This window comes from Winogradskya humida (genome assembly GCF_016862215.1).
GTDB lineage: Bacteria > Actinomycetota > Actinomycetes > Mycobacteriales > Micromonosporaceae > Actinoplanes > Actinoplanes humidus.
On sequence record NZ_BOMN01000010.1, the window covers coordinates 188322 to 212184 of the forward strand.

The window sequence follows — 23863 nt, forward strand, 5'->3', positions numbered from 1 at the left end:
TTATCGGCAGGACGTGAGCGCACTCACACTTCAGCTCACGTGAGCCTCGTCGCCCCTGCTCAAGTTGATCAAGCTTCCGGCGTAACCTCAAGTTGTGACTATTGCTCCCGAGGGCCGCCGCATGCTGCGCATCGAGGCGCGCAACGCCGAAACTCCCATCGAGCGGAAGCCGCCGTGGATCAAGGTCAAGGCCAAGATGGGCCCCGAATACACGCATATGCGCGGGCTCGTCCAGAAGGAAGGCCTGCACACGGTCTGCCAGGAAGCCGGCTGCCCCAACATCTACGAGTGCTGGGAAGACCGTGAGGCCACCTTCCTCATCGGCGGCGACCAGTGCACCCGGCGCTGCGACTTCTGCCAGATCGACACCGGCAAACCGGCCGAGTTCGACGCCGACGAGCCCCGCCGCGTTGGCGAATCCGTCGCCACCATGGGCCTCAAATACGCCACGGTCACCGGCGTGGCCCGCGACGACCTCCCCGACGGCGGCGCCTGGCTCTACGCCGAAACCGTCCGCCAGATCCACAAGCTCCAGCCCGGCTGCGGCGTCGAGCTCCTCATCCCCGACTTCAACGCCGAGCCCGACCAGCTCGCCGAGGTCTTCGGCAGCACCCCCGAGGTCCTGGCCCACAACGTCGAGACGGTCCCGCGCATCTTCAAGCGCATCCGCCCCGGCTTCCGCTACGACCGCTCCCTCAACGTCATCACCCAGGCCCGAGCCGCCGGCCTGGTGACGAAGAGCAACCTCATCCTCGGCATGGGCGAAGAACGCGAAGAGGTCTCCCAGGCCCTCCGCGACCTCCACGCCGCCGGCTGCGAGCTCATCACCATCACCCAGTACCTCCGCCCCACCCCCCGCCACCACCCGGTCGAGCGCTGGGTCAAGCCCGAAGAATTCGTCGAGCTGCGCGACGAAGCCGAGCAGATCGGCTTCGCCGGCGTCATGTCCGGCCCCCTCGTCCGCTCCTCCTACCGCGCCGGCCGCCTCTACCAGCAGGCCCTCGCCGCCCGCGGCTGATTTCCCCACGCCCCTGGTCCCGGCCGGCCACTCGCGCCGGCCGGACCGAGGGACCCGCTCAGCCTCAGGCGACCTGACTCGCGCCGCCGCCTGGCCCGCGCTGGGCGGTCTGACTCGCGCTGGGGGCTGACTCGCGCCGGGCGGTCTGGTTGGCGCTGGGGGTCCAGCTCGATTCAGACCTGCCTCTGTCCGGGATTTCTGGCTCGGCCCGCACCTGGCTCGGGCCGCACCCAGCCCAGGCCCGACCCGGCACGGGCCGCACCCGGCCCAGGCCCGACCCGGCACGGGCCGCACCCGGCCCAGGCCCAACCTGGCTCGGGCCGGATCTTCTAGCTCGCGTTGGGCCTGCCGTGGCGGTCGTTGCCTTCAAGGGCTTCGGCGCGGAGCTGGTGACGGGTGCGCATCAGGATTCGGCCGAGCATGTTCTTGCCGTTTCCGGTCCTGCCTCGACCCCAGTAGTGGTCGGTGGTGGTGTCCTCGACGAGCTCTTCGTTTCCCGTGGACAGCAGAATGTCGCGGATGTCGGCATGCGCGCCGAACTTGGTGGCCACCGCGCGGCGCATGACGTCGTCCTTGACCCGTTCCCAGTCCCTGCGCAGGAGCTTTGCCGGATCACGGCCCAGTTCCGCTGCCCGCAGCGGTGTGCGGGCGCGCCGGACGAGATCAGCGTGACGGGTGCCCTCGAACTTCTGCGCCTGGAAGTAGTGCTCCGAGGTCGGCCACCACAGCCCGTCGAGGTCGAAGCCGTGGTCGGAGAAGTTCGAGAAGCAACCATGAGGGACTTCCTCGGCGCCATAGAAGTAGATCGTCACGGGAACCTCACGGGTGTCACGGAAACCCGTACCGTTCCAGGCCTGCCCCGGCCCCGCAACCGGGTTCCCTGGCCCGGACCCCCGGGAAGAGTTCAGACGGCGAGGACGAGCTTGCCCTGAAGGTGACCGCTCTCCAGCAGCCGATGCGCGTCGGCGACCCGGTCGAACGGGAACGTCTCCTGCACGTGGACCCGCAGCCTGCCCGATTCGACGAGGTCGACAAGACCACGCAGCGCGACCGGATCGGGGTCGACCGCGATCCCGCTGAAGCGCAGGCCGGCGCCTTCGGCCATGGTGATGAGCTGCTGATCGTCCTCGGCGACCGCCGTCACCAGGTGCCCACCCGGGCGCAGCACGCCCAGCGACCGCTCGACGGTGTCACCACCGATCGTGTCGAGCACCACGTCGACGTCGCGGACCGCCTCGGCGAAGTCGACAGTCGTGTAGTCGATCACCTCATCGGCGCCGAGCATCTCGACGAATTCCCGCTTGCGCCCGCCGGCGGTCGTGATCACGTGCGCGCCGAGTGCTTTTGCGATCTGGATGGCGACGTGGCCGACCCCGCCGCCACCGCCGTGGATCAGGACGCGGTCCCCCGCGGTGACGCCGGCGATGTCGACGAGACCCTGCCACGCCGTCAGCCCGACGATGGGTAGCGCGGCGGCTTCGATGTGCGGGAGCGATGCTGGTTTGCGTACCAGATGCAATGCCGGAACTGCCACGACCTCGGCGTAAGCGTTGGCGGCACGGGGGAACAGCGACATTCCGAACACCTCGTCGCCGGGCCTGAAGCGCCAGGTCAGTGCCGTTTCGACCACGCCGCTGATGTCCCAGCCGAGGATGAACGGCGGCTTGCCGAGCAGCGGGAACTCACCGGCGCGCAGGCGTGCCTCCAGCGGGTTCAGCCCGATTGCCCTGACCCGGACGAGGACCTCGGTCGGCAGCGGCCGGGGTGTCGGCGCGTCCATGATGGTGAGCACCTCGGGGCCGCCGAGTGTGTGCTGGGTGATGATCTGCATGGCGTCAGGCTAGATTTCGCGATGGGAACCTCCGGGTACCTTTGGCGCCGTGGAAAGTCCCTTTCTTGCCGACTGCCCGGCCCGGTTGACGGTTGAGCTGATCGCCGACAAGTGGACGGCGGTCGTGCTCTACGGCCTGAGCGACGGCCCGGTGCGCCACGGTGAGCTGGCCGAGCTGATCGGCGGCATCTCCCGCAAGGTTCTCACTCAGACGCTCCGGCGACTGGAGTTGCACGGCCTGGTCAACCGTCATGCGTACGCCGAAGTGCCGCCCCGCGTCGAGTACGAGCTCACCCCACTCGGCGCGACGCTGATCGACCCGATCCACATGCTCACCGAATGGGCGCGGGAGAACGGCGAAGCGGTCCTCGACGCCCTGGACGTCAACGAGCGAAAACCACCGCGAGCAGCAGCATGACCGGAACGCAACAGATCGTCGAGAGCAGAATCGTATCGCGGATGAGAATGAGCCCGGCGTTGAAGCGCTGGGCGTGCAGAAAGACGTTCTGAGCCGTGGGCAGCGCGGCCAGAACCGTAACGGCATAGGTTTCGTCGCGACTCAGGCCGACCGTGACGGCCAGCAGAAATGCGACCAGAGGCATGGCCACGGTCTTGAGCACCACCGCGACGACAGTGGCGAACCGTTCGGGCCCCGGTCCGAGAACACGCGTGCCCGACAGCGACATTCCAAAGGTGATCAGTACGACCGGCACGGCAGCCTGGCCGATGGTGTCGATCGGGTCCGCGATCACGGCGGGCAGCGTTATCCCGGTTACCGAAACCACCATGCCGAGCAACACGGCGACGATCAGCGGATTCCGCAACGGCCCGGCCATCGCGGCCCGCCACGACGCATGCCCCGTCGTCACCACCTCGAGCAATGCCAAAGTAACCGGAGCCAAGAACAAGAGCTGCAACATGACGATGGGTACGACCAGAGTGGCATCGCCAAGCACGTAGGTAGCCACCGGAATACCGATGTAGTTCGCATTCGTGTACCCACTGGCCATCGCCCCGAGAATGGTGGCGCCCCGGTCCAGCCGCCGCACCACAACGGCGAAGAGCCCGAAACAGGCGAACGCGGCCGCGGTAGAGATGATCAGTGGCTCGCTGAACAGCAGATGCAGGTCAGCCGTCGCCACCCCGGTGAAGAGCAGACACGGTGCGAGCACCAGATAGACCAGCCGCCCGAACACGGCTTCCGCGTTCTCGGGAAGCCCCGCCCAGCGCCGGACAGCCCACCCGACGAGCACGATGGCCCCGATGAGCGCGAACCCCGAGAATGCCATGATCATGGGCCCCCGATGATAGGCCATCGCCGATGCATTTCCCGGCTCGTAGCGGGAGGCTGGACGGCATGTGGGTATCAATGGCCAGCACGGCGGCGCGGCCCGGCCGGGTCAACGAGGACTTCACCGGCGCGGTGCCCGACGCTGCGGTCCTGATCGACGGGGCCGGCATCCCGGGCACCGAAGACGTCTGCCGGCACGGCGTGGCCTGGTACGCCACGCGGCTGGGCGGCACCCTGCTCGGGCTGCTGGCACTCGCGCCGGGCCGGGCCCTGCCGGAGGCGCTCGCGGACGCTGTCGAGCGGGTGACCTCCGAGCATCGGGACACCTGCGACGTCACCGACCCCATCAGCCCGTCAGCGTCCGTGGGCATCCTGCGCCTGTCAGCCGGCCTGGCGGAATACCTGGTCCTCGGCGACACGTACGTGATCCTCGATCGGGTGGAAGGCGCCCCGCTCGTGATCACCGACCCGCGCGAGGTGACGATCAGTCGCGCGTACCAGGCAAAGCTTGAGACCGTGCCCGAAGGCAGCGCCGACCATCACCGGATCCTGCGTGCCTTACGCGCCAACCGGAACCAACCTGGCGGGTTCTGGCTGGCCAAGGACGATCCGGGCGCGGCAAGTGAGGCGATCACCGGCAGCTCGCCCGTCGGGAGTCTGCGCAGCGTCGCCCTGCTCAGCAACGGGGCCAGCCGCATCGTGGACCATTTCGGGCTGGCTTCCTGGGCGGAGGTCATGGCCGTCCTGGACGCGACCGGCCCCGCCGAGATCATCTCCCGGGTCCGCCGGGCAGAGGCCCGTGACGGGACGAAGCCGGATGACGCCACCATCACCCACTGCTCCGGCCTCAGGCTCTGAGGATGTCCCGGCCCGGCATCGGCTCGGCGAGTGCTGCCCGCCACGCGGGTGCACCGAACGGGTCCGCGAAGTACTGGGTCTCGTGCGTCACCTGGGACCCGGCGAACTCCATGAGGCTCACCGAGTGGGTGGGCACACCGTCGTACGTGATGATGCATTCGCTGACCCAGAAGGTGCCGCTGCCCGAGATGCGGAGCACGGTGAAGTGCCGGCTGGCCGGGTGCCCGCCGCGTTGCGCGAGAATCGTCGCGCGGCCCCGGAAACGTTCGCCCGACTGGGGATAGTCGAGGATCGCGTCCTCGGCGTAGATGGCGTGCTCCGCCTCGGACTCGCCGAGCTCCGATGCCCGCCAGTGCTCCTCGATCGCCGCTCTGATCCGAGCCTGCGAATCCATCACATCGACCCTTTCGCAGACGGAAGTGTCCCCAGCACGAATGGCACGTCACGCAGGCTCCCACCGTCCAGAAGTCCGGTGGAGAGGAGCGGGGTCCTGCCCCGCTACGACACCACGGCGACCCTTACACTTTCGGGTATGGCAAAGCCCCCGGAGAAGGTGTCGTTTTTCGAACGCCTGAAGCAGATCGGTCAGGTATTCGCATTTACGGCAAAGCAGGACAAGTGGTTCGTGCCACTGCTGGTCGCGGCGGTGCTGCTCCCGCTCGCGGTGGCCGTGCTGCTCCTGCTGCTGGGCCTGGGCTGGATCTACATCCCGATCGGCATCATGGTGGCGCTGCTGGCCGCCCTGATCGTGCTCAACCTCCGGTCGAACGCGGCCATGATGAACGCCGCCGAGGGTCAGCCCGGCGCCGCGGCCTCGATCGTCGAGAACCTGCGCGGTGACTGGCGGGTCCGCCCCGCGGCGAGCTCGACCACCCAGTTCGACATGATCCACATTGTGATCGGGCGCCCCGGCGTGATCCTGCTCGGCGAGGGGCAGCCACAGCGCGTCCGCTCGCTGATGGGCCAGGAGAAGCGCCGCCTCTCCAAGGTCATCGGCAGCGCCCCGATGTACGACTTCCTGATCGGCACCGAAGAGGGTGAGCTCCCGATCCGCAAGCTGCGCACGACGGTGATGCGGCTGCCCCGCAACCTCACGGGCAAGGACGTCAACGCCCTCGACAAGCGTCTCGGCGCGCTGTTCGCCCGCCCGCAGATGCCCAAGGGCGCCATCCCGAAGAACATGCGCCCCTCGAAGGGCATGGGCCGCCAGCAGCGACCCCGCTGAAAAGCGGGTCAGTACCGGGTAGGGCTGTGCCGGAGCAACGGCGTGACGGATGACGGAACCCCGTCGACCGTGGTGCCGGCGAAGGTCAGGTCGCGTGCGAGCGGCGTGTAGTCAGCAGGGAAGTTCAATCGCGGCGCCGACACCTCGTCGAGCGTCGCGATCTGCTGTGCGGTGAGGCGTACGTCAATGGCATCAAGATTGGTCTTGAGCTGGGCGAGGTGACGCGCTCCGATCAGCGTCGATGCGACACCGGGCCGGTTCTGGACCCAGCTCAGCGCGGCCGCGGCCGGAGTGACCGCCGCCTCGGAGGCCACGGCGAGCAGCACGTCGATCACGTCGAAGTCCGCGGGGCTCGGCTCGCCCACGAGTCCGGTTCGTAACGAGTCGGGGCGCGCTCCGGGCGTACGGTCAAATTTGCCTGTCAGGAAGCCGTTGCGGAGCGGACTCCAGGGCATGACGCCCAAACCCAGCTGATCTGCCATCGGCAGATGTTCGCCTTCGACGGTACGTGCGAGAAGTGAGTATTCGACCTGCAGCGCGATCGCCGGGCTCCAACCGCGGAAGGCGGCGATGAGCTGCGCCTCGGTGACCTTCCAGGCGGGCAGGTCGGAGAGGCCGACGTAGCGGATCTTGCCGGCGGTGACAAGATCGTCGAGCGCCCGCATGGTCTCCTCGACGGGCGCGGCGCGGTCCCATTGGTGCAGCCAGTAGACGTCGATGTAGTCCGTGCGGAGCCGGCGCAGCGACTCCTCGGCCTGCTGGACGACCCCCTTACGACCGGCGCCGCCGCCGTTGGGGTCGCCCGGCCAGAGGTTGCCGACGAACTTGGTCCCGATGACGACGCGGTCGCGCAGGCCGGGCCGGGCGGCGAGGTAGTCACCGACGATCGCTTCGGAGTGACCGTTGGTGTAGATGTTCGCGGTGTCGATGAAGTTGCCGCCCCGGCCGAGATATTCGCTGATCATCGCGTCGGCTTCCGCGGGCGAGCAGCCCCACCCGTTGTCCTCGCCGAACGTCATGGCGCCGAGGGTGAAGGGGCTGACCCGCAGACCGGAGCGCCCCAGCGAGATGTAGGAGTCAAGTGGCATGTCTCGATTACAGCCGCGCCACCGCTCCCGGCGTTAGATCGATGCTGCCATCGCCTTGCCCGATCCTGCCAAAGTTGGCAGCATCGAGTCATGGACGAACTTCGCCGGCTGCTGGGGCGCCACGCCGGTCAGACGCTGCTGCCATCGGTGGTGATCAGCACGTCGCAGACCGAGACGGAGCCGATGCCGGTCGTCGCCGACCCGGTGTTCGCGCTGGTGGCGCAGGGCCGCAAGCGGACGGTCGTGGGTGACACCGAGTTCTACTACGGCGCCGGGGAATACCTGGTCGTGTCGGTGGAGCTGCCGGTCGCGGCGCACGTGGTGGAGGCGCCCTACATGGTGTTCGGGCTGCGACTGAAGCCCGCGCTGATCGCCTCGCTGCTGCTCGCCTCGGCACCGGGCCCCACCGCCGAGGGTGGTCCGGCAATTGCCGTCAGCCGGGCTCCCGAAGACCTGACAGATCCTGTTGTACGCCTGGTACGGCTGCTTGATCGCCCCAACGACATCCCCGTCCTCGCCGAGGCGATCGAGCGGGAGATCCACTGGCGGCTGATCACCGGTGAGCAGGGTGCGACGGTGCGCCAGATCGGTCTCGCCGACAGTCGCCTGGCCCAGATCAGCCGGGCGATCGGCTGGATCCGCGGCAACTACGCCGACCTGTTCCGGGTCGAGGACGCCGCCCGGGTCGCCGGGATGAGCGTGACATCGTTCCACCGGCACTTCCGCTCGGTGACGACGCTGACACCGATCCAGTACCAGAAACAGATCCGGCTGCAGGAAGCCCGCAGCCGGTTGCTCGCCGGCACGCACGACGTGGCCACCGTGGGATACGCGGTCGGCTACGAGAGCCCTTCGCAGTTCAGCCGCGAATACCGCCGGATGTTCGGCGCCCCGCCCGGAACCGACGCCGCCCGGTTGCGGTCCCGCCCGTTCATCACGCCGGTAGCAGTCTGACGGTCACCGCCGCGGCTTGCGGGCCCACAACGGTATTCACGATCTTGGCGCCGTACCTGTCGTACTTGAGGTGGTAGGCCTTGTCGATCTCGTCGTGGACACCGGGGGCAGCCTCGCCGAACGCCACGTCGCGCTCGACCCCACCTGCCTGGATGCGCCCGGCGCCGCTCGCCTTCGCCCGGCGGAACCACGGATTGTCCGAGCCATAAGCGGACCGGACATAAAGATCATCACCAAACCGCACCACCCAGATGATGACGTACGCCCGGAGCGTCCCGTCCGTGCGCCGCGACGCGATCCTGAGTTCGTCCGCGTCACCGATCGCGGTCAGCTCCTCGGAGCTCCAAGTCGTCATCTTAAATCCCTTCCCCCGGGACGTTAACCTTCATGCATGAAGCAGACGCAGTGGGTGGTGTTCCTGTCGGTCCAGGGCGACGTCTCCTGGCAGGACAGGCGGGCCTGGGAACGCTGACTGCGCGGCTGGGGCATCGACTGGGACCCCTTCCGCATCGGCGAGGTCCGCATCGACCGCTACCAGGGCCGCACCCCCGACGGCCGCGCCATGTGCTCGTGGCACTGGAGCGTCGCGCAATCCGCCCTCGACCGGCTCGGCATCGGACCCCCTACGCCTCCCCGGTAAGCCCCTCCTCGGCGCCATGACTGCCTGCGCCGGCGAGGCGGCGCAGCTCGTCGGCCGCGTCGGGGCTGCCTGCGGCGGCGAGGCGGCGCAATACGTCCAGGTCTCCTCGCTCGCCGGCCAGCTCGACGAGCGAGGCGATCGCGTCCAGCTCGCCGTCCGCGCCCTTGATCCGCAGACCGGCCAAGTCCGCACTCCCAGCCGTCACCCTCCCAGCCGTCCCCCTCCCAGCCGTCGCGCTCTCAGCCGCAGGACGCTCAGTCATGGGCGATCTCCTCGTCGGGCGTGACCCGCCGGGCGTTCACCGACGGGTTCCGCTGGAGGCTCTCGATCAGCCCGGCCGGGCCGCCCACGCAGCTGTAATCATCGTCCCAGAGCGCCGAGACCAGCCACGACCGGTCCACGGGAAAGAACAGATCGGGCAGCGCACCACCACCGTCGCGCATGTGACCGGTGCGCCAGGTGAGCGCCTCCCCGGGCCCGCCCTGAACCAGAACGTACGGCCACTCCCAGTAGAGCAACACCCGCGGAGCCTCGCCGAAAACGACATCGTGCGCACCGGTCTCGAGAAAACCCAGCCACCACGGCTGCCCGCCGCCATACCGGGTGACCTCGGCAACAACGGCCCGCTCGTGTTCGGTGATCGACACGTCGGCGGGACGCTCGACCGTGGCGTAATCCTCGAAGATCCGCGGGATCGCCGTGGTGACCGTCCGCCCGGGCACGGTCTGCCCGACGAGCCAATCCACGTCCCGGGCGGTGCCGATGACTGCCATGCGATGTCTCCCCGTCGCCTGCTCGTGGGTCCGGCCCGATCGCCGTGCCCGAACACGAAACGGCGGCCACGCCGGCCGGAGCCGGGCGTGACCGCCGTTTTCACAGCGTCAATGGATCAGACGTTGTAGTACATCTCGAACTCGTGCGGGGTCGGACGCAGGCGCACCGGGTCGATCTCGTTGGTGCGCTTGTAGTCGATCCAGGTGGAGATGAGGTCCGGCGTGAAGACGCCGCCCGCGGTGAGGAAGTCGTTGTCCGCCTCGAGCGAGTCGAGGACCGCGTCGAGCGAGCCCGGGACCTGCTTGACGCTGCCCCACTCCTCCGGCGGGAGGTCGTAGAGGTCCTTGTCGATCGGGGCCGGGGGCTCGATCTTGTTCTTGATGCCGTCGAGGCCGGCCATCATCTGCGCGGAGAACGCGAGGTACGGGTTCGACGACGGGTCCGGGACGCGGAACTCGATGCGCTTCGCCTTGGGGTTGCTGCCCGTCACCGGGATGCGGGTGCAGGCGGAGCGGTTGCGCTGCGAGTAGACCAGGTTGACCGGGGCCTCGTAGCCGGGCACCAGGCGCCGGTAGGAGTTGACGGTCGGGTTGGTGAACGCGAGCAGCGACGGCGCGTGGTGCAGCAGGCCGCCGATGTACCAGCGGGCCATGTCCGACAGGCCGGCGTAACCGGTCTCGTCGTAGAACAGCGGCTCGCCGCCCAGCCAGAGGCTCTGGTGGGTGTGCATGCCGGAGCCGTTGTCCCCGAAGAGCGGCTTGGGCATGAACGTCGCGGTCTTGCCGTGCTCCCAGGCGGTGTTCTTGATGATGTACTTGAACATCTGCATCTGGTCGCCGGCGTGCAGCAGCGTCGAGAACTTGTAGTTGATCTCGGCCTGGCCCGCGGTGCCGACCTCGTGGTGCGAGCGCTCGACGATGAAGCCGGAGTCGATCAGCCGGCGCACCATGGCGTCACGCAGGTCGGAGTAGTGGTCGAGCGGCGAGACGGGGAAGTAGCCGCCCTTGTAAGCGGTCTTGTAACCGCGGTTGCCACCCTCTTCGTCCTTGCCGCTGTTCCAGGCGCCCTCGACCGAGTCGATGTAGTAGAAGGCCTGGTTGGCGGAGGTCTCGTGGCGGATCGAGTCGAAGATGTAGAACTCCGCCTCGGCGCCGAAGAAGGCGGTGTCGGCGATGCCGCTGGCCGCCAGGTAGGTCTCGGCCTTCTTGGCCACGTTCCGCGGGTCACGGGAGTAGGCCTCACGCGTGAACGGGTCGTGGATGAAGAAGTTGAGCGCCAGGGTCTTCTGGATCCGGAACGGGTCGATGAAGGCCGTGTTGACGTCCGGCAGGAGCATCATGTCGGACTCGTGGATGGCCTGGAACCCGCGGATCGAGGATCCGTCGAAGGCGAGGCCGTCGGTGATGACACTGTCGTCGAACGATTCCACCGGCATGTTGAAGTGCTGCATCACGCCGGGAAGGTCACAGAAACGTACGTCGACGAACTTGACGTCCTCATCTTTGAGGTATCGCAGGAGTTCCTCGGGATTGGCGAACACACGTCCTCCTGGCACAGATTTCTTCAATTACGCGAGGCGGCGTCGGCCGCCACGGTGGCTAGGCTGGTCTGCGACGCTAGGCCCCGGCGGTTGCCCAGGCGTATCCCTATTGTTTCCGCCGTGTTACGGAGCCTGTGATTCGCGCGCGGCCAACCAGACCCTATCGCCGGTCAGGCTCTTGAGAGACCCAAATCCAAGCGACGGGTACGCCCACAGCATCGCCCACGAGCGCTCCGATTACCCTCATGATCCGTGGCGACACGCAGCAACGGCAACCCCGATCGTGCAACCGACCCGACCAGCATGGAACCGGGCGGCTTCCTCCGCCGCCTCGCCGCGCTCCTGATCGACTGGGCGCTCTGCAATGTGATCGCCAGCTTCTACGCCGATCCCCGCGTGGTCCCCTGGCCCCCGGTGGTCCTGCTGATCATCGTGAACACGTTCTTCATCGGCCTGTTCGGACAGACCCCCGGCATGTTCCTGGCCCGCATGCGCTGCGTCTCGATCTTCGACGGCGGCGCCCTCGGCCTCCCGAAAGCCCTGCTCCGCGCCGTCCTGCTGGCGCTCTTCATCCCCGCCCTGATCATGAACGACAAACAACGCGGCGTACACGACCGCGCGGCCGGCTCGATCGTGGTCCGGATCCCGCCCGCCGGCCGCTGAAAAAGTTATCCACAGGCTGGAAAGTCAGGCGAGCGCCGATCGGCGGCCGGGGAGCAGAATCTGGCGCATGGACATCGGGGTGCTCGGCCAGGTCGAGCTGCGCTCCGGCACGGGCCAGCCCGTGCCGGTCGCGGGAGCGCGGCTGCGGACCCTGCTGATCATGCTCGCGCTCGAGGCGGGCCGCATCATCCCGGCCGCCCGGTTGATCGACGGTGTCTGGGGTGACGACCCGCCGGGCAGTGCCGGCGGCGCCCTGCAGGCCCTGATCGCACGACTGCGCCGGACGGCACCCGGGCTCGCCATCTCGACCGCTCCCACCGGATACCGCCTCGACCTGGATCGCGACCGGGTCGACGCGCACCGCTTCACCCGGCTGGCCGAGCAGGGCCGGGCAGCGCGCGATGCCGCCCTGCTGCGCAGTGCGCTGGGTTTGTGGCGTGGCCCGGTGGAGTTCCCCGAGACCCTCCGCGCCGATCGGGTGCGCCTCGAGCGGTTGCGGCTCGACGCCACTCAGGAGCGGATCGCGATCGAGCTGCGCTCCGGGCGTACCGATATCGTGCCGGAGCTGGAATCCCTGACCGCGACCCATCCGCTGCATGAGGACCTGGCCGCGTTGCTGATGCGGGCGCACGTCTCCGCGGGCAACGCGGGCCGGGCTCTGGAGGTTTTCGAGCGCATCCGTGCGGGGCTCGCCGACAGCCTCGGAGCGGACCCGTCCCCCGCACTCGCCGCGCTGCATCTGGAGACGTTGCGGGGGCAACCGGCCCGGGTGCGCGGCAACCTGCCGGCGCCGGTGAGCAGCTTCGTGGGCCGCGAGGACGACCTCGTTTCGGTGCGAGCGCTGCTCGGCGCGCATCGGCTCGTGACGCTGACCGGTCCGGGCGGCTCGGGCAAGACCCGGCTCGGCGTCGAAGCGGCGGCGACGCTGGCTCCGGGCAATCCCGACGGCGTGTGGCGCGTCGAGCTGGCCCCGCTCACCGATCCCGAGGAAGTCCCGCAAGCGGTGCTCACCGCACTCGGCCTGCGCAGTCAGGTGCGTCTTGCGCTGCCCGCCGAGCCCGCGGATCCCGTCGCCCGGCTCCGGGAGTCGCTGTCGGGCAGGCGCCTCCTGCTCGTGCTCGACAACTGCGAGCACCTGATCGACGCGGCCGCCGCTCTCACCGACGACCTGCTGCGAGCCGCGCCCGGCCTGCGTGTGCTCGCCACCAGCCGCGAGCCGCTCACCATCCCCGGCGAGCAAATCTTCGCCGTCGAGCCGCTCGCGCTGCCACCCGACGAGTCCGCTCCGGATGTGGGCGCCGCTCCGGCCGTGCGGTTGCTGCTGGACCGGGCCGGGCCCGGGTTCGTCCTGGACGCCTCGACCGTCGCGGCGGTCGTCCGGATCTGCCGGGCGCTGGACGGCATGCCGCTCGCCATCGAGCTCGCCGCGGCCCGGCTGCGCACCCTTCCCGCCGCGGTGCTCGCCGAACGGCTCGGCGACCGGTTCCGGCTGCTCACCACCGGCAGCCGCACCGCGCTCCCCCGCCACCAGACCCTGCGCGCGGTTGTCGACTGGAGCTGGGACCTGCTCGGCGAGGACGAGCGGGCGTTGTGGCGGCGCTTCTCGGTCTTCCCCGGCGGCGCTGACGTGACCACCGCCGAGCGGGTGTGCGACTCCGAGGTGACCGTGCTCGGGGCGCTGACCGACAAGTCGTTGCTGGTCCGCGACGGCGACCGCTACCGGATGCTGGAGACGATCCGGGAGTACGGTCGCGAGCGGCTGGCCGAGGCCGGCGAGACCGAGCGGGTGCGGCTGGCCCATGCCCGGCACATGCTGGAGCTCGCGGAGCGCGCCGAGCCGCTGCTCAGGTCGGCGGATCAGCTGGTGTGGCTGCGCCGGCTGTCCGCGGAGCACGACAACATGCATGCCGCCGTGCGCATGGCGATCGAGGCCGGGGATCCCGGGACCGCGACAGCCCTCGTCGCCCGGCTGGGGTGGTATTGGTGGCTGCGCGGGCATCGCACCGAGGGTTACTACCTGAGCCGTGAGGTGATCGCTCTCGACCCGGCGGACGTGCCGGGCGAGGATCTGGCGCTCGCCTATTGCTTCATGGCGCTCAACGGGCTGGAGGGCGCGGCGCCCATCGAAGAGGTGACCGCCTGGTTCCTCGCCGCCGAGCGCTGGGGCGCCGGCCCTGATTCGCGGCATCCGGTGCTCCGACTGCTCCGGCCCCTCGCCGCCATCTACCAAGCGGGCGGCCGGATCAACGAGATCGAGTTGCTCGCCGACGACCCGGACCCGTGGCTGCGCGCGCTGGCCACGATGATCACCGCCCAGCTGCGGCTCAACTTCGGGATGAGCGCCGAGACGGCCCGTGCCGAGATGCGCGAGGCGCTCGACGGCTTCCGCGCCGTCGGCGACCGCTGGGGCATGGGCTTCTCCCTGAGTTTCCTCGGCGACGTGGCGGCCGCCCGCGGCGACTTCACCGCCGCGGTGGCCTGGCAGCGTGAGGCGATCGCCCTGGTCCGCGAGGTCGGCATCCGCGAAGACCTGCCCCAGATGGAGGTCAAGCTCGCCGGCCGCCTCCACCTCGCCGGTGACCCCGCAGCAGCCCGGCACGCCCTCGCCGCGGCACAGCTCACCGCCGCGGAGATCGGCGAGCCCATCACTCTGGCCTCGGTCGAATTCGGCTACGCGACCCTAGCCCGAGCCGAAGGCCACCTAGACGAGGCCCGCACCCGCACCGCCCGCACGATGACCCTGATCGAAAGAGCCACGTTCGCCCCGCAGTTCAAGGCCCTGGTCACGTCCGCCCAGGCCCTGATCGAGGCCGAGGACGGCAACCTCCCCGCCGCCCGCCACCTCCACGAAACCGCCCTCCGAACCGCAGTCGACGCCGTCGACGCCCCCGTGGTGGCCCAGGTCCTCACAGCAATCGGCGACTACGCCCTCCGCTGCAACGACCCCGCCGAAGCAGCCCGCCTCCTCGGCGCCGCCGACAAGATCCGAGGCGCCACCGACCACTCCACCCCCGACCTCCACCGCATCACCACCGCCGCCCGCCAAGCCCTCGGCGACGCGGCCTTCGCCCAGGCCTACGCCACAGGCACCGACGTCACCCTCGCCACCGCCCAACACGCCATCACCACCCTCACCACGGCAAAGGCCGCCGTCGTGACCCGCGCAGACGCGGACAGATCGGAGTGAATGACTAGCCCTTGAGGGTCTCGGTGATCTGGCGGGTGGTGGCGGTGGCTATTCGGGGGTTGGTGTGGGCGTAGGAGACGAAAGCGTTGATGCCGCCGGCCAGGGACCAGCCTCGGCCTCTTGCCCAGGTGGCGTCGTCGATGGCGAGGCGGTTGCGGAAGATCGGGCGGGTTTTCGCTGAGAGGAGGGTGAAGGCGATGGTGAGGTCGGGGGACGGATCGCCGGCGCCGAGGCCGCCGAAGTCGATGACCGCGGTGAGGTGGCCGTTCTCGGTGAGCAGGTTGCCGGTGTGGAAGTCGCCGTGGAACAGGACCGGGGGTCTGGTCCAGGCGGGGGCCGCGAGGGCGGCGTTCCAGACCTCGGTCAGCGCGGCGGCGTCGAATGTGTCGGCCGCGGCGGCGATGTTGGCGCGGCAGGATTTGTCGCGGTCGGACAAGGGGTCGGAAGCCAGGCCGGTGGAGGGCGGGATGGCTTGCAGGGCGAGGAGGAAGTCCGCCAGGGCCAGGGCGGTCTCGGGGGTGTCCAAGGTGGTGGTGGCGACCTCGCCGGGGAGCCAGCGGGTCACGGCCCAGGGCCAGGGGTATCCGAGGTCCGGTGTGCCGACCGCTACCGGGGACGGAATTGTCAGGGGGAGGTGCGGGGCCAGGCGGGGCAGCCAGGTCAGGTCCTTGGTGGCCTGGCCGATCGCGCCGTCGTGGCGGGGCAGCCGGACCGTGAGGGCGGGACCCAGCCGGTGGATCACGTGGTCCGAGCCGGCTGGATCGAGCAGGGTCAGGGGCAGGTCCGCCCATTGCGGAAACTGCGTGTCGACCAGCTTGCGGACCAGAGCGGTGTCGATCGGCGGGCGATAACTCACCCACCCAGCATGAATCAGGCGAGCCCGAGCGGCAGAGATCAGGCGAGCCCGGGCGGCAGAGATCAGGCGGCCCCGGACCCGCCTGAGGGTCAGGCGTGCCGGGGCCGCGCCGGATCAGAAGAGGTGGCCGAGGCGGAGGAAGACGGTTTCGCCGGTGGCGTCGTCGAGGGCGTCGTTGTCCGTGACGGCGTAGGTCTGGCCGTTGCCGGCGATGGCGAGACCTTCGACCTTGTCCTGGGTCCAGCCGTTGTCCGCGCGCAGGGCGGGTAGGAGGTCCTTGACCAGGTTCTTCTTGACGGCTGGGACGCCGGTCCAGGTGGACGGGACGTTGAAGCGGTAAATCTTTTTGATCGCGGCGGCGGGTCCGCGCTGGTTGTCGCGTTCGATCACGGCGAAGGTGTCACGGTCGACGGCGACCAGTTCGGACAGGCCGGTCCAGCCGGTCGGGGCGACATCCAGCGGGTACGCGAGCCACGACCACACCCCGCCCGCATAGCGACCGATGCGCGTGGTGGTCTCCCCCTTGAGCGGCCGCTGGACGGCGACCCACACGGCGTCGCCGGCGACGGCGATTCCTTCGAGCCCGTTCGTGGTGACAGCGGCGGCGACGTCGGCGGGGAGCGGGAGCTCCTGTTGGACGGCGCCGCGCGCGTTCAGGCGTACGAGCAGATTGGGGGTTGAAGCGGAGCCCTCCACCGCGAGCCAGTAACCGTCACGCACGGCAGCGACACCCTCGGCGTCATAACCGACGGCGACGCCGTTTTTGGTCACGGTCAGTGAACCGACGATCGATGCCGGCCGGGTGGTGACGTTCACGGTCAACAGCCGGGTCGGGGTGTACGCGCTGTCCGTCACCGACACGAGCTGCGCCGGGTGGCCGGGTACGGCGGAGAGGCCGGAGAGCGTACCGAACGGGATGGTGCGGGGTGAGGTGATCGACGGGAAGGCCCCCGCCGTGCGCCCGAAGCCGTAGATCTGCACCGTCCCGCGGATGCCGGCGTCCGGGATCTCCTCCTCGCTGGAGACGACGATCAGGTTCCGCGACGGTACGGCGACCACGCCCTCAGGCCCGTTGGTGGTCGGCAGGATCTGCTTGAACCGCGGTGACCTGGGCGAGGACACGTCATAGACCGCGGTGAAGTTGCCGCGCTCGCTGTTGACGAAGACGTACGGGACACCGCCGAACCGCGCGAACGCCACGTTCTCCGGCTCGATGCCCTTGGCGTCGGAGCGCTTGTCCGGGTAGAGCCCGTGCTGGACGGCGAGGTGCTCGAGGGTGTTGCCGGCGTCCCAGACGACCTTGCCGCCGCGGTCGAAGATGCTCCAGCCCCGCGACCCGCCCACGTAGTCGCCCTCGTTGGCGGTCGCGAACAAATCGTCACCGAGCCAGGTGACGCCGTCGGGCTCGCGCCGCGCGGTGATCGACCCGGTGAGTGAGATGGTGTCGTCATCCAGCGTGTCCACGCCGTTGACGGTGACCGTCCCGGCGCTGAAGTGCGCGGTGACCTTGCGCCTGGCCAGCGACACGATCGCCAGGTGGTTGTTCTCCTGGAGGCTGACCACGGCCTCGTCGCGCGAGTTGATGCTGACGTATTCGGGTTCCGGGTCGCTCGGAGCGACCTCGGCGAGGCCGGTCAGGTCGACACGGGAGACGCCCCAGGTGCGGGTGTCGACCACGGAGAGATAGCCGGCGGGTGCCTGCGGGATCTCGCCGTCGTTGACATCTTCATCGCGCTCGTTCTCGATCGCGACGGCGATGTAACGACCGCTCGGCGCGACGGCAACCGAGTCCGGCTGGCCGCCGAGGTCAAGCGACCGCACCACCGCCCGGGTGCGGTCGTCAACAACGACGAGCTTGCCGGACGGGTTCGTGAAGCTCGCGCTGGTGTTGACGCCGGCGAGCAGCAGGTGGCCGAGGTGTGCGACGGAGGTCGGCTCGCCGCCCATGGCCAGGGTGCCGGTGGGCTTCGGCTTGCCCGGGTTCGTGATGTCGAAGAACCCGAGTCGTTCACCCGGGCTGTCGGTATAGACCACGGTGCGGCCGTCCTCGGTCACCGTCGAGATCTCGGCGGCGGCTTCGTCGTCCACACTCGAATTGAGGTACGCCGGAACGGTCGCGAGCCGCCGGAACTGCTGATCGGCCGAGCCGGCAAAAGCAGCCGAGCTCGCAAGCGCAGCTGAGCTCGCAAGAGCAGCCGGGCCGGCGAACGCTGCGGGGACAGCGACCATGGCGAGGGCTGTGGTCAGCCCGAGAGCGAGGGCTTTCCGCGTACGGAAGAAGGGCATGGGATTTGCCTACGGCCCCAGCCGGACGCTCAGGTGGCGGCGGAGGAAACGCCCGGTGTCCGCACCGGAACGATCTTGCGCGGCGGGGCAGTCCCGGCCGGCGCATCGGACGAGGCCCGCGGCAGCAGGAACAGCAGCGCGACGCAGAACAGCACGTACAGATTGGCGCCGACGATGGCGAGCGGCGGCTTCGGGCCGTTCTCGTAGAGGAACGTGACGCGCGTGCAGACCAGCACGTAGAAGACCACTGCTACCCAGAAGACCCGCGGGTTGCCGCGCCGATTCTCATAACACCGGACCAGGACGGGCAGCAGCCACACGCAGTGATGCACCCACGTGACCGGGCTGATCAGGCAACCGAGGATGCCGGTGAGCGCCAGGCCGCCGAGCGCGTCGGTGCCGCGTACCCGCCAGGCCCAGACTCCGATCGCGGCGAGCACGCAGACGATCCACACCGCAGACTCGGCCGAGTCGAGTGGCAGCCGGGCCAGCATCCCGCGCAGCGACTGGTTCGAGACGTACTCCAGGTTGCCCACCCGGTTGGTGTCCCAGAGCGCGGACGTCCAGAACTCACGCGACGCATCCGGCCAGATCGCCGCGGCACCCAGCGTGGCGGCCGCGGCGGTGGCGATCGAGACGCCCGCCGCCCGCCACTGCCGCGTGACCAGCAGGTAGAGGATGAAGACGCCGGGCGTCAGCTTGATCGCGGTGGCGAGTCCGATGCCGATGCCCGCCCAGCGCCGCCCGCGCGCGACCCCGAACAGCACGTCCCCGGCGACGAGCGCGAGCAGCAGCATGTTGACCTGACCGAAGCCGAATGTCTCGCGGACCGGTTCGAAGAGCAGGGCCAGGCAGGACGCGACGGCGAGCGGGTACCAGTCGCGGGTCCGGATGAACCACGACACGACCACGACGGTGACGATCACGGTGGCGGCGGACCCGGCGGCGGCGATGGCCCAGAGCGGGAGGTACGCCATCGGCGCCATGACCAGTCCGGAGAACGGCGGGTACGTGAAGCCGTACACCGTGTCGCCCTTGAGGAAGTCGTAGACCAGCCCGTCGTCGCGGAACCAGTACCGCACCGCCTCCGAGTAGACCTGCGAGTCGAAGTAGAAGTGGAGGATCGCCGACCACACGAGCGACCCCGCGGCCGCGAGCGCGAGAACAACGAGCAGCAGGATCCGGCGGTTCACGCGGTCACCCTACGTGCGAGCCGCCGCCGCACACCGGCGACAGCCAGGACGACCAGCGCGGACGTGACAATGATCGCGCCCGGGATCCGGGTGTAGAGCGCCCAGTTGTACCCCGCCGGCGTGGTCAGGGTCGCCGCGAAGGCGCACAGTCCCAGCACGACGCGGCTCTCTTTCCTGACGGCCGCGAGCACGGCGAGCGGCCAGGTCGCGTACCAGGGATGGAAGACCGGGGCACAGAGCACGGTCGCCGCCAGCGCGAGCCCCGCGCCGCCCAACGCCCCGCCCGCCCGAAATGTCCGCCACCACAACACGACCAGAAAGACCGCCAGCACCCCCACGCCGATCAGCCGAGTCACCGGAACCGCGTCATACCCGGTCAGCGCCTTGATCGTCAGACCCACGGCCGTCGACGGCGACCCCCACGTCACGCTGTCCCCACTACGCAGCAACCCCGCCACCCACCCGATCCCCCGCCCCGAAACCAGCGACAGCAAGGCAGTGGAAACCAGCAACCCCCCGACCACGGTCCCGGCCGTCTGCAAAAACGCCTTTCCTGTGTACGCCCGGAGCGGCGCAGCCACCAGCACAGCAAACGGGACAACCACGATGGCAGTCGCCTTCACCCCCACCGCCAACCCCAGCACCGCCCCCGCCGCAGCGAGCCGCACGAACGCCATCCCGCCAAAACCGGCCGAAGGGCTGAGGCCGGCGGAAGTGGCCGCAGCGGAAAACGGCCCGGCGACGCCCGGTGAAGCGGTCGCCGCGAGGGCGAGCCCGGCGACGATCAACCCGATCATCAAAGCGTCGTTGTGCGCACCCGACACGAGATGGACCAGCACGAGCGGGCACGCGAGCACCACCCACACCGCCCTGGCCGGATCGATGCCGCACCGCCGCGCCAGCACCGGAACCCCGGCGGCGACCAGCGCCAGCCCGGCCAGCGCCACCACCCGCAGCCCCGCGATCACCCCGCCGAGCGAATCCCCGGCGACCCGCACCACCCCGGCCGCGAGCAGCAGGAACAGCGGACCGTACGGCGCCGGCGAGTCGACCCACGACGACGCGACGGACCCGAGCCAGGGACACCCGAACTCCCCCACGCCCGTGGCATAGGGATCGCCACCGGCATGCTGCACATAGCCCTGGCACGCGTACGAGTAGACGTCCGCACTCCCCAGCGGCAGGAACGGCAGCACGGGCAGGAACCACAACCCCACCGTGACGAGGGCCCATCGCACGGAGGGGACGACGCTCCGCCCGTACCACCAGGCGGTGATCAGTAGAGCCGTGCCCACCACCCAGAGGATCGGCAGCAGCACCCCGCGCTGCCCGCTGAGCAGCGTGACCGGATTGATGCTGGGCACCCGCTCGAAGCCGGCCCCGCCGAGCCACGCACTGCCCGCGGTGGCGACGCTGCCGACGAGCCCGCCCCAGCGGATGAGCCGGGGCGTCACCGGGTGACCGGCCGCAGAGAGCGCCACGCCACCCAGCCCACCAGCCCCGTGACCAGGAACGCGAGCGGCACCTGCAGCGGTTTCCACGCGCCGTCCCCGTTCGGCAGGATCAGGAACATCGACGCGATGATCACGGCGTCCAGCCAGCGCGTGCCGGCCGCGGTGACCGCCCACAGCACGAGGGTCCAGAAGAGGTACCAGGGCTGGGTGATCGGCGCGAGGAAGATGACGGCGAGGCAGGCCAGCCCGGCGCCGTGCAGGAAGTCGCCGTGGCGGTGACGCCACCAGATCACCACGAGCACGACGATGAGTACGACCAGCGCGACGGTCCGCAGGACGGGCACCACGTCGATCCGGCCGCCGAACCACTTGGCCACGGCGTTGATCGTGATCCCGACCGCGGTGGGTGGCGACGTCCAGCTGCGGGACTCCCCCGCCCCGGACAGCGCGGTCGCCCAGCCGAAGCCGAGCCCGGAGCCGAGCGACAGGGCGACCAGCAGACCCACGGCACCGGCGATGACGGCGGCGGCCCGGCGCAGGAAGGCGAGGCTGAACTCCAGCCCCCCGGCTGCCAGCAGCACCGCGAACGGCAGCACCACCCCGAGCGTCGACTTGATCGCGATCGCCGCGCCGATCAGCGCCCCACCGGCGAGCAGCAGCCCGATCGAGGCCCTGCGGTAGATCAGCGCGAGCGCCCCGACCACCAGCGCCATCGCGAGGGTGTCGTTGTGGGCGCCGCCGATGAAGTGCACGACGACGAGCGGGCAGCACAGCACGAGCCACAACGCGCGGGTCTCGGGAACTCCCGCCCGGCGGGCGAGCGGCGGCAGGACCAGGGCAAGAGCGACAACCGCCAGCACCTCGTACGCCCGGAAGATCCCCAGCGCCACCGCCTGCGACCCGAACGACGCGGCGAGCCCCGAGAGCACGATCCACAGCGGCCCGTACGGCGTCGGCGTCGTCCGCCACACCACCGACACCGAGTCGAGCCACGGGCAGGGCTGCGCCGAGATCGAGTCGACGGACGGGTTGAAGCCGGCGTCGAAGAGCGAACCCTGACACGCGTACGCGTACACGTCGCGGCTCGCCAAAGGCGGCACGAGCAGCAGCGGCACGATCCACAGCGCGGCGGTCACGAGAATCCAGCCCCGCGACACCTCGAGCCGCCGCCCCCACCACCAGGCCAGGCACAGCGCGCTCAGCCCCGCGATCCAGAGCACCATGATCAGTACGCCGTCCGGGCCCCGCAGAATGCTCGCCACCGAAACGCCCCGGCGGATCCAGGTCGGCGCCCCGAACAGCACCGCGTCGACCGCGCAGCACAACGCCCCGAAGAAGCCGAGCCAGCGAACCCCGGCAGGGCCTCTCACGGGTTGGCTCTCAGGATCGGCACACCCTCGACGACCGTCTCGGCGTGGTAGTACGTCGCGAGGTCCGCCGCGATCCCGCCGCTCGGGTCGACCGCGGCGGGCGGCGTGTCGAGAAGCACGAGCGCCGGGCGCTGCGCCGAGCTCAGCATCGCGCGCAGCCGCGGCAGCGCGTCGGGGATCTTGTCGATCGGCTTGCCCCACAGGTACGGGTACGACGCCTGCCGGTCCGCCGCGAAGTACAGGTACGCCTCCGACTCGAGCACATAGATCCGCTGCCCGGGCGTGGTCGAGGCCCGGATCACCGCCGCGATCTTGTCGTCACGAGCGGCCAGCGCGTCGTACGGAATGGTGTCCGCCCGGCGCGCCGGAGACATCGGTATCAGCGCGACGAGCCACACCAGTGTCGGCAGCACGACCACCGCGGCGAGCGCCCGCCGTGGCAGCGCCGCCGGAATCCCGATCAGCGTGGCCGCGACCAGCACCACAAGAGCGGGCAGCGGCTGAACGAAGTAGTGCGGCCAGTACGACCCGCCGAGGTTGATGCCGACGAACCCAGCGAACAGCCACGCACCCAGCACCCACCGCCCGCCCCGGTCGAGCAACCGCCACCCGAAAACCGACAACAGCACGATCACCGTCAGATCGAGCGCGATGTCCCCCGCGTGCCGGCCGAGATCACTCAGCCGCGTCGACGTGTTCGACCCGTCCCCGCCCATGGCGGAGAGCTGATACCCGATCAGCGCGGTCCAGTAGTAGTTCCACCCCACCGAAATGCCATGCACCACCGACGCGACCAACGGAAGCGCCGCAGTCGCCGCGAAAACGCCGGCCGCCCGCAAGTTGCGCGCAAGCACCACGATCAACGCCCCGACAACGATCCCATCGATGCCCGACTGCTTCATCGTCAGCGCCACCCCGGCCAGCAGCCCCGCCCCCGCCAGCCACCACATCGACCGCCGCAGCGCCCTCGACGGCCTCGCTCCCCTGGCCGCCCTCGCCGAACCAGCCGCCGTCGCCGCCGCAGTCGCCGCAGCCGCAGTCGCAGTCGCAGTCGCAGCTGTCGCAGTCGAAGCAGTCGCAGTCGAAGCAGCCGCCGCAGAAGCAGTCGCAGCCGCAGCCGCAGAAATCGGAGGATCCGCAGAGCCCGCAGTGGACGCGGATGCAGCAGCCGAGGAGAACGCCGGATCGGGCCGCCACCAATAAACGGCACACGCGATAGCCACCGTCGACGGGATGCCCGCGAGCAGCTCCCCGTTGAACGTCATTCCCTCAAGATGCGGCGCGATCCCCACAATCGCGTAGATCCACGCCGCCCACACCCCGGCCGCGCGCCCGATCAGCAGCCGCGCGATCACCGCCACCGCGACCGTGATGATCGCCCCGCCGGCCACCATGCCCAGCCGGATCGCCCACCCGCCGTCGCCGATCGCGAGCAGCGCCCGATACGTCAGCAGCAACCCCTGCGGCCGATCGAGCCAGGCCGTGTCGTAGAGCCGGTCCCCCCGCGCCCACCGCTGCGCGACATACGCATAGCCGCCCTCATCCGTCGACAACCCGGTGAAGAGAAACGGCACCCGTATCACAACAGCCACAAAAGCCGCGATAACGACCGACCAGCCGCTGGAGAAAAATCGG

General features: G+C 69.6%; 22 protein-coding genes. 7 read left to right on the top strand and 15 right to left on the bottom strand.

Annotated elements, in window-relative coordinates:
* Nucleotides 1-121 precede the first annotated feature (121 nt).
* Nucleotides 122-1018, top strand: coding sequence for a lipoyl synthase (lipA, locus tag Ahu01nite_RS03495; RefSeq protein ID WP_203834950.1), 897 nt, complete (start codon nt 122-124; stop codon nt 1016-1018).
* A 329-nt stretch (nt 1019-1347) separates the two neighbouring features.
* On the opposite strand, the gene ybiA is transcribed toward lipA, so the two are convergent.
* A complete protein-coding gene (ybiA, locus tag Ahu01nite_RS03500) occupies nt 1348-1830 on the bottom strand; it encodes a riboflavin biosynthesis intermediates N-glycosidase (RefSeq protein ID WP_203834887.1) in 483 nt (160 codons plus the stop codon).
* Nucleotides 1831-1922: 92 nt separating this feature from the next.
* Nucleotides 1923-2849: an NADP-dependent oxidoreductase gene (locus Ahu01nite_RS03505; RefSeq protein ID WP_203834888.1), complete on the bottom strand. Its 927-nt coding sequence runs from the start codon at nt 2847-2849 to the stop codon at nt 1923-1925.
* A 49-nt stretch (nt 2850-2898) separates the two neighbouring features.
* Between Ahu01nite_RS03505 and Ahu01nite_RS03510 the strand changes: the two genes are divergently transcribed.
* Entirely contained in the window at nt 2899-3267 is a 369-nt protein-coding gene (locus Ahu01nite_RS03510; protein WP_203834889.1) for a winged helix-turn-helix transcriptional regulator, read from the top strand.
* Here the strand turns inward: Ahu01nite_RS03510 and Ahu01nite_RS03515 are convergent.
* Entirely contained in the window at nt 3233-4144 is a 912-nt protein-coding gene (locus tag Ahu01nite_RS03515) for an AEC family transporter (protein WP_203834890.1), read from the bottom strand. The genes Ahu01nite_RS03510 and Ahu01nite_RS03515 overlap by 35 nt on opposite strands.
* Before the next feature lie 62 nt (nt 4145-4206).
* On the opposite strand from Ahu01nite_RS03515, the gene Ahu01nite_RS03520 reads away from it, so the two are divergent.
* On the top strand, nt 4207-4998 hold the full coding sequence (locus Ahu01nite_RS03520) for a hypothetical protein (protein ID WP_239158587.1): 792 nt from the start codon (nt 4207-4209) through the stop codon (nt 4996-4998).
* On the opposite strand, the gene Ahu01nite_RS03525 is transcribed toward Ahu01nite_RS03520, so the two are convergent.
* A complete protein-coding gene (locus tag Ahu01nite_RS03525) occupies nt 4988-5392 on the bottom strand; it encodes a nuclear transport factor 2 family protein (RefSeq protein ID WP_203834891.1) in 405 nt (134 codons plus the stop codon). The two genes, Ahu01nite_RS03520 and Ahu01nite_RS03525, sit on opposite strands and share 11 nt — an antisense overlap.
* Before the next feature lie 138 nt (nt 5393-5530).
* Between Ahu01nite_RS03525 and Ahu01nite_RS03530 the strand changes: the two genes are divergently transcribed.
* On the top strand, nt 5531-6223 hold the full coding sequence (locus Ahu01nite_RS03530; protein ID WP_203834892.1) for a DUF4191 domain-containing protein: 693 nt from the start codon (nt 5531-5533) through the stop codon (nt 6221-6223).
* A gap of 8 nt (nt 6224-6231) precedes the next feature.
* Here the strand turns inward: Ahu01nite_RS03530 and Ahu01nite_RS03535 are convergent, their stop codons facing one another.
* Nucleotides 6232-7311, bottom strand: a complete 1080-nt coding sequence (locus tag Ahu01nite_RS03535; protein WP_203834893.1) for an aldo/keto reductase — start codon at nt 7309-7311, stop codon at nt 6232-6234.
* Between the two features lie 90 nt (nt 7312-7401).
* Between Ahu01nite_RS03535 and Ahu01nite_RS03540 the strand changes: the two genes are divergently transcribed.
* Nucleotides 7402-8265 (top strand): AraC family transcriptional regulator, encoded by an 864-nt coding sequence (locus tag Ahu01nite_RS03540; protein WP_203834894.1) that lies wholly within the window; start codon nt 7402-7404, stop codon nt 8263-8265.
* Here Ahu01nite_RS03540 and Ahu01nite_RS03545 read toward each other — a convergent pair.
* From Ahu01nite_RS03545 to glnA, 4 genes are all read right to left on the bottom strand, one after another.
* Nucleotides 8246-8620 (bottom strand): DUF2255 family protein, encoded by a 375-nt coding sequence (locus tag Ahu01nite_RS03545; protein ID WP_203834895.1) that lies wholly within the window; start codon nt 8618-8620, stop codon nt 8246-8248. The two genes, Ahu01nite_RS03540 and Ahu01nite_RS03545, sit on opposite strands and share 20 nt — an antisense overlap.
* Before the next feature lie 268 nt (nt 8621-8888).
* Nucleotides 8889-9089, bottom strand: a complete 201-nt coding sequence (locus tag Ahu01nite_RS03550; RefSeq protein WP_203834896.1) for a hypothetical protein — start codon at nt 9087-9089, stop codon at nt 8889-8891.
* A gap of 70 nt (nt 9090-9159) precedes the next feature.
* Complete coding sequence (locus Ahu01nite_RS50145; protein WP_239158588.1) at nt 9160-9678, bottom strand: hypothetical protein; 519 nt, start codon at nt 9676-9678, stop codon at nt 9160-9162.
* 116 nt (nt 9679-9794) lie between these two features.
* A complete protein-coding gene (glnA, locus tag Ahu01nite_RS03560; protein WP_203834897.1) occupies nt 9795-11219 on the bottom strand; it encodes a type I glutamate--ammonia ligase in 1425 nt (474 codons plus the stop codon).
* A gap of 303 nt (nt 11220-11522) precedes the next feature.
* On the opposite strand from glnA, the gene Ahu01nite_RS03565 reads away from it, so the two are divergent.
* A complete protein-coding gene (locus tag Ahu01nite_RS03565) occupies nt 11523-11882 on the top strand; it encodes an RDD family protein (RefSeq protein WP_203834953.1) in 360 nt (119 codons plus the stop codon).
* A 67-nt stretch (nt 11883-11949) separates the two neighbouring features.
* Nucleotides 11950-15069, top strand: coding sequence for an AfsR/SARP family transcriptional regulator (locus tag Ahu01nite_RS03570; RefSeq protein WP_203834898.1), 3120 nt, complete (start codon nt 11950-11952; stop codon nt 15067-15069).
* 4 nt (nt 15070-15073) lie between these two features.
* On the opposite strand, the gene Ahu01nite_RS03575 is transcribed toward Ahu01nite_RS03570, so the two are convergent.
* The 6 genes from Ahu01nite_RS03575 to Ahu01nite_RS03600 form a co-directional block, all read right to left on the bottom strand.
* Nucleotides 15074-15925: an aminoglycoside phosphotransferase family protein gene (locus tag Ahu01nite_RS03575; protein WP_203834899.1), complete on the bottom strand. Its 852-nt coding sequence runs from the start codon at nt 15923-15925 to the stop codon at nt 15074-15076.
* A gap of 114 nt (nt 15926-16039) precedes the next feature.
* Nucleotides 16040-18211 (bottom strand): esterase-like activity of phytase family protein, encoded by a 2172-nt coding sequence (locus Ahu01nite_RS03580; RefSeq protein WP_239158590.1) that lies wholly within the window; start codon nt 18209-18211, stop codon nt 16040-16042.
* Nucleotides 18212-18240: 29 nt separating this feature from the next.
* Complete coding sequence (locus tag Ahu01nite_RS03585) at nt 18241-19404, bottom strand: glycosyltransferase 87 family protein (protein WP_239158591.1); 1164 nt, start codon at nt 19402-19404, stop codon at nt 18241-18243.
* Nucleotides 19401-20885 (bottom strand): polyprenol phosphomannose-dependent alpha 1,6 mannosyltransferase MptB, encoded by a 1485-nt coding sequence (gene mptB, locus Ahu01nite_RS03590; protein ID WP_239158592.1) that lies wholly within the window; start codon nt 20883-20885, stop codon nt 19401-19403. The genes Ahu01nite_RS03585 and mptB (Ahu01nite_RS03590) overlap by 4 nt, the downstream gene beginning before the upstream one ends.
* Entirely contained in the window at nt 20855-22228 is a 1374-nt protein-coding gene (gene mptB / locus Ahu01nite_RS03595; protein WP_203834900.1) for a polyprenol phosphomannose-dependent alpha 1,6 mannosyltransferase MptB, read from the bottom strand. The genes mptB (Ahu01nite_RS03590) and mptB (Ahu01nite_RS03595) overlap by 31 nt, the downstream gene beginning before the upstream one ends.
* Nucleotides 22225-23820: a glycosyltransferase family protein gene (locus Ahu01nite_RS03600; protein WP_203834901.1), complete on the bottom strand. Its 1596-nt coding sequence runs from the start codon at nt 23818-23820 to the stop codon at nt 22225-22227. Before Ahu01nite_RS03600 ends, mptB (Ahu01nite_RS03595) begins: the two co-directional genes overlap by 4 nt.
* Nucleotides 23821-23863: the final 43 nt, after the last annotated feature.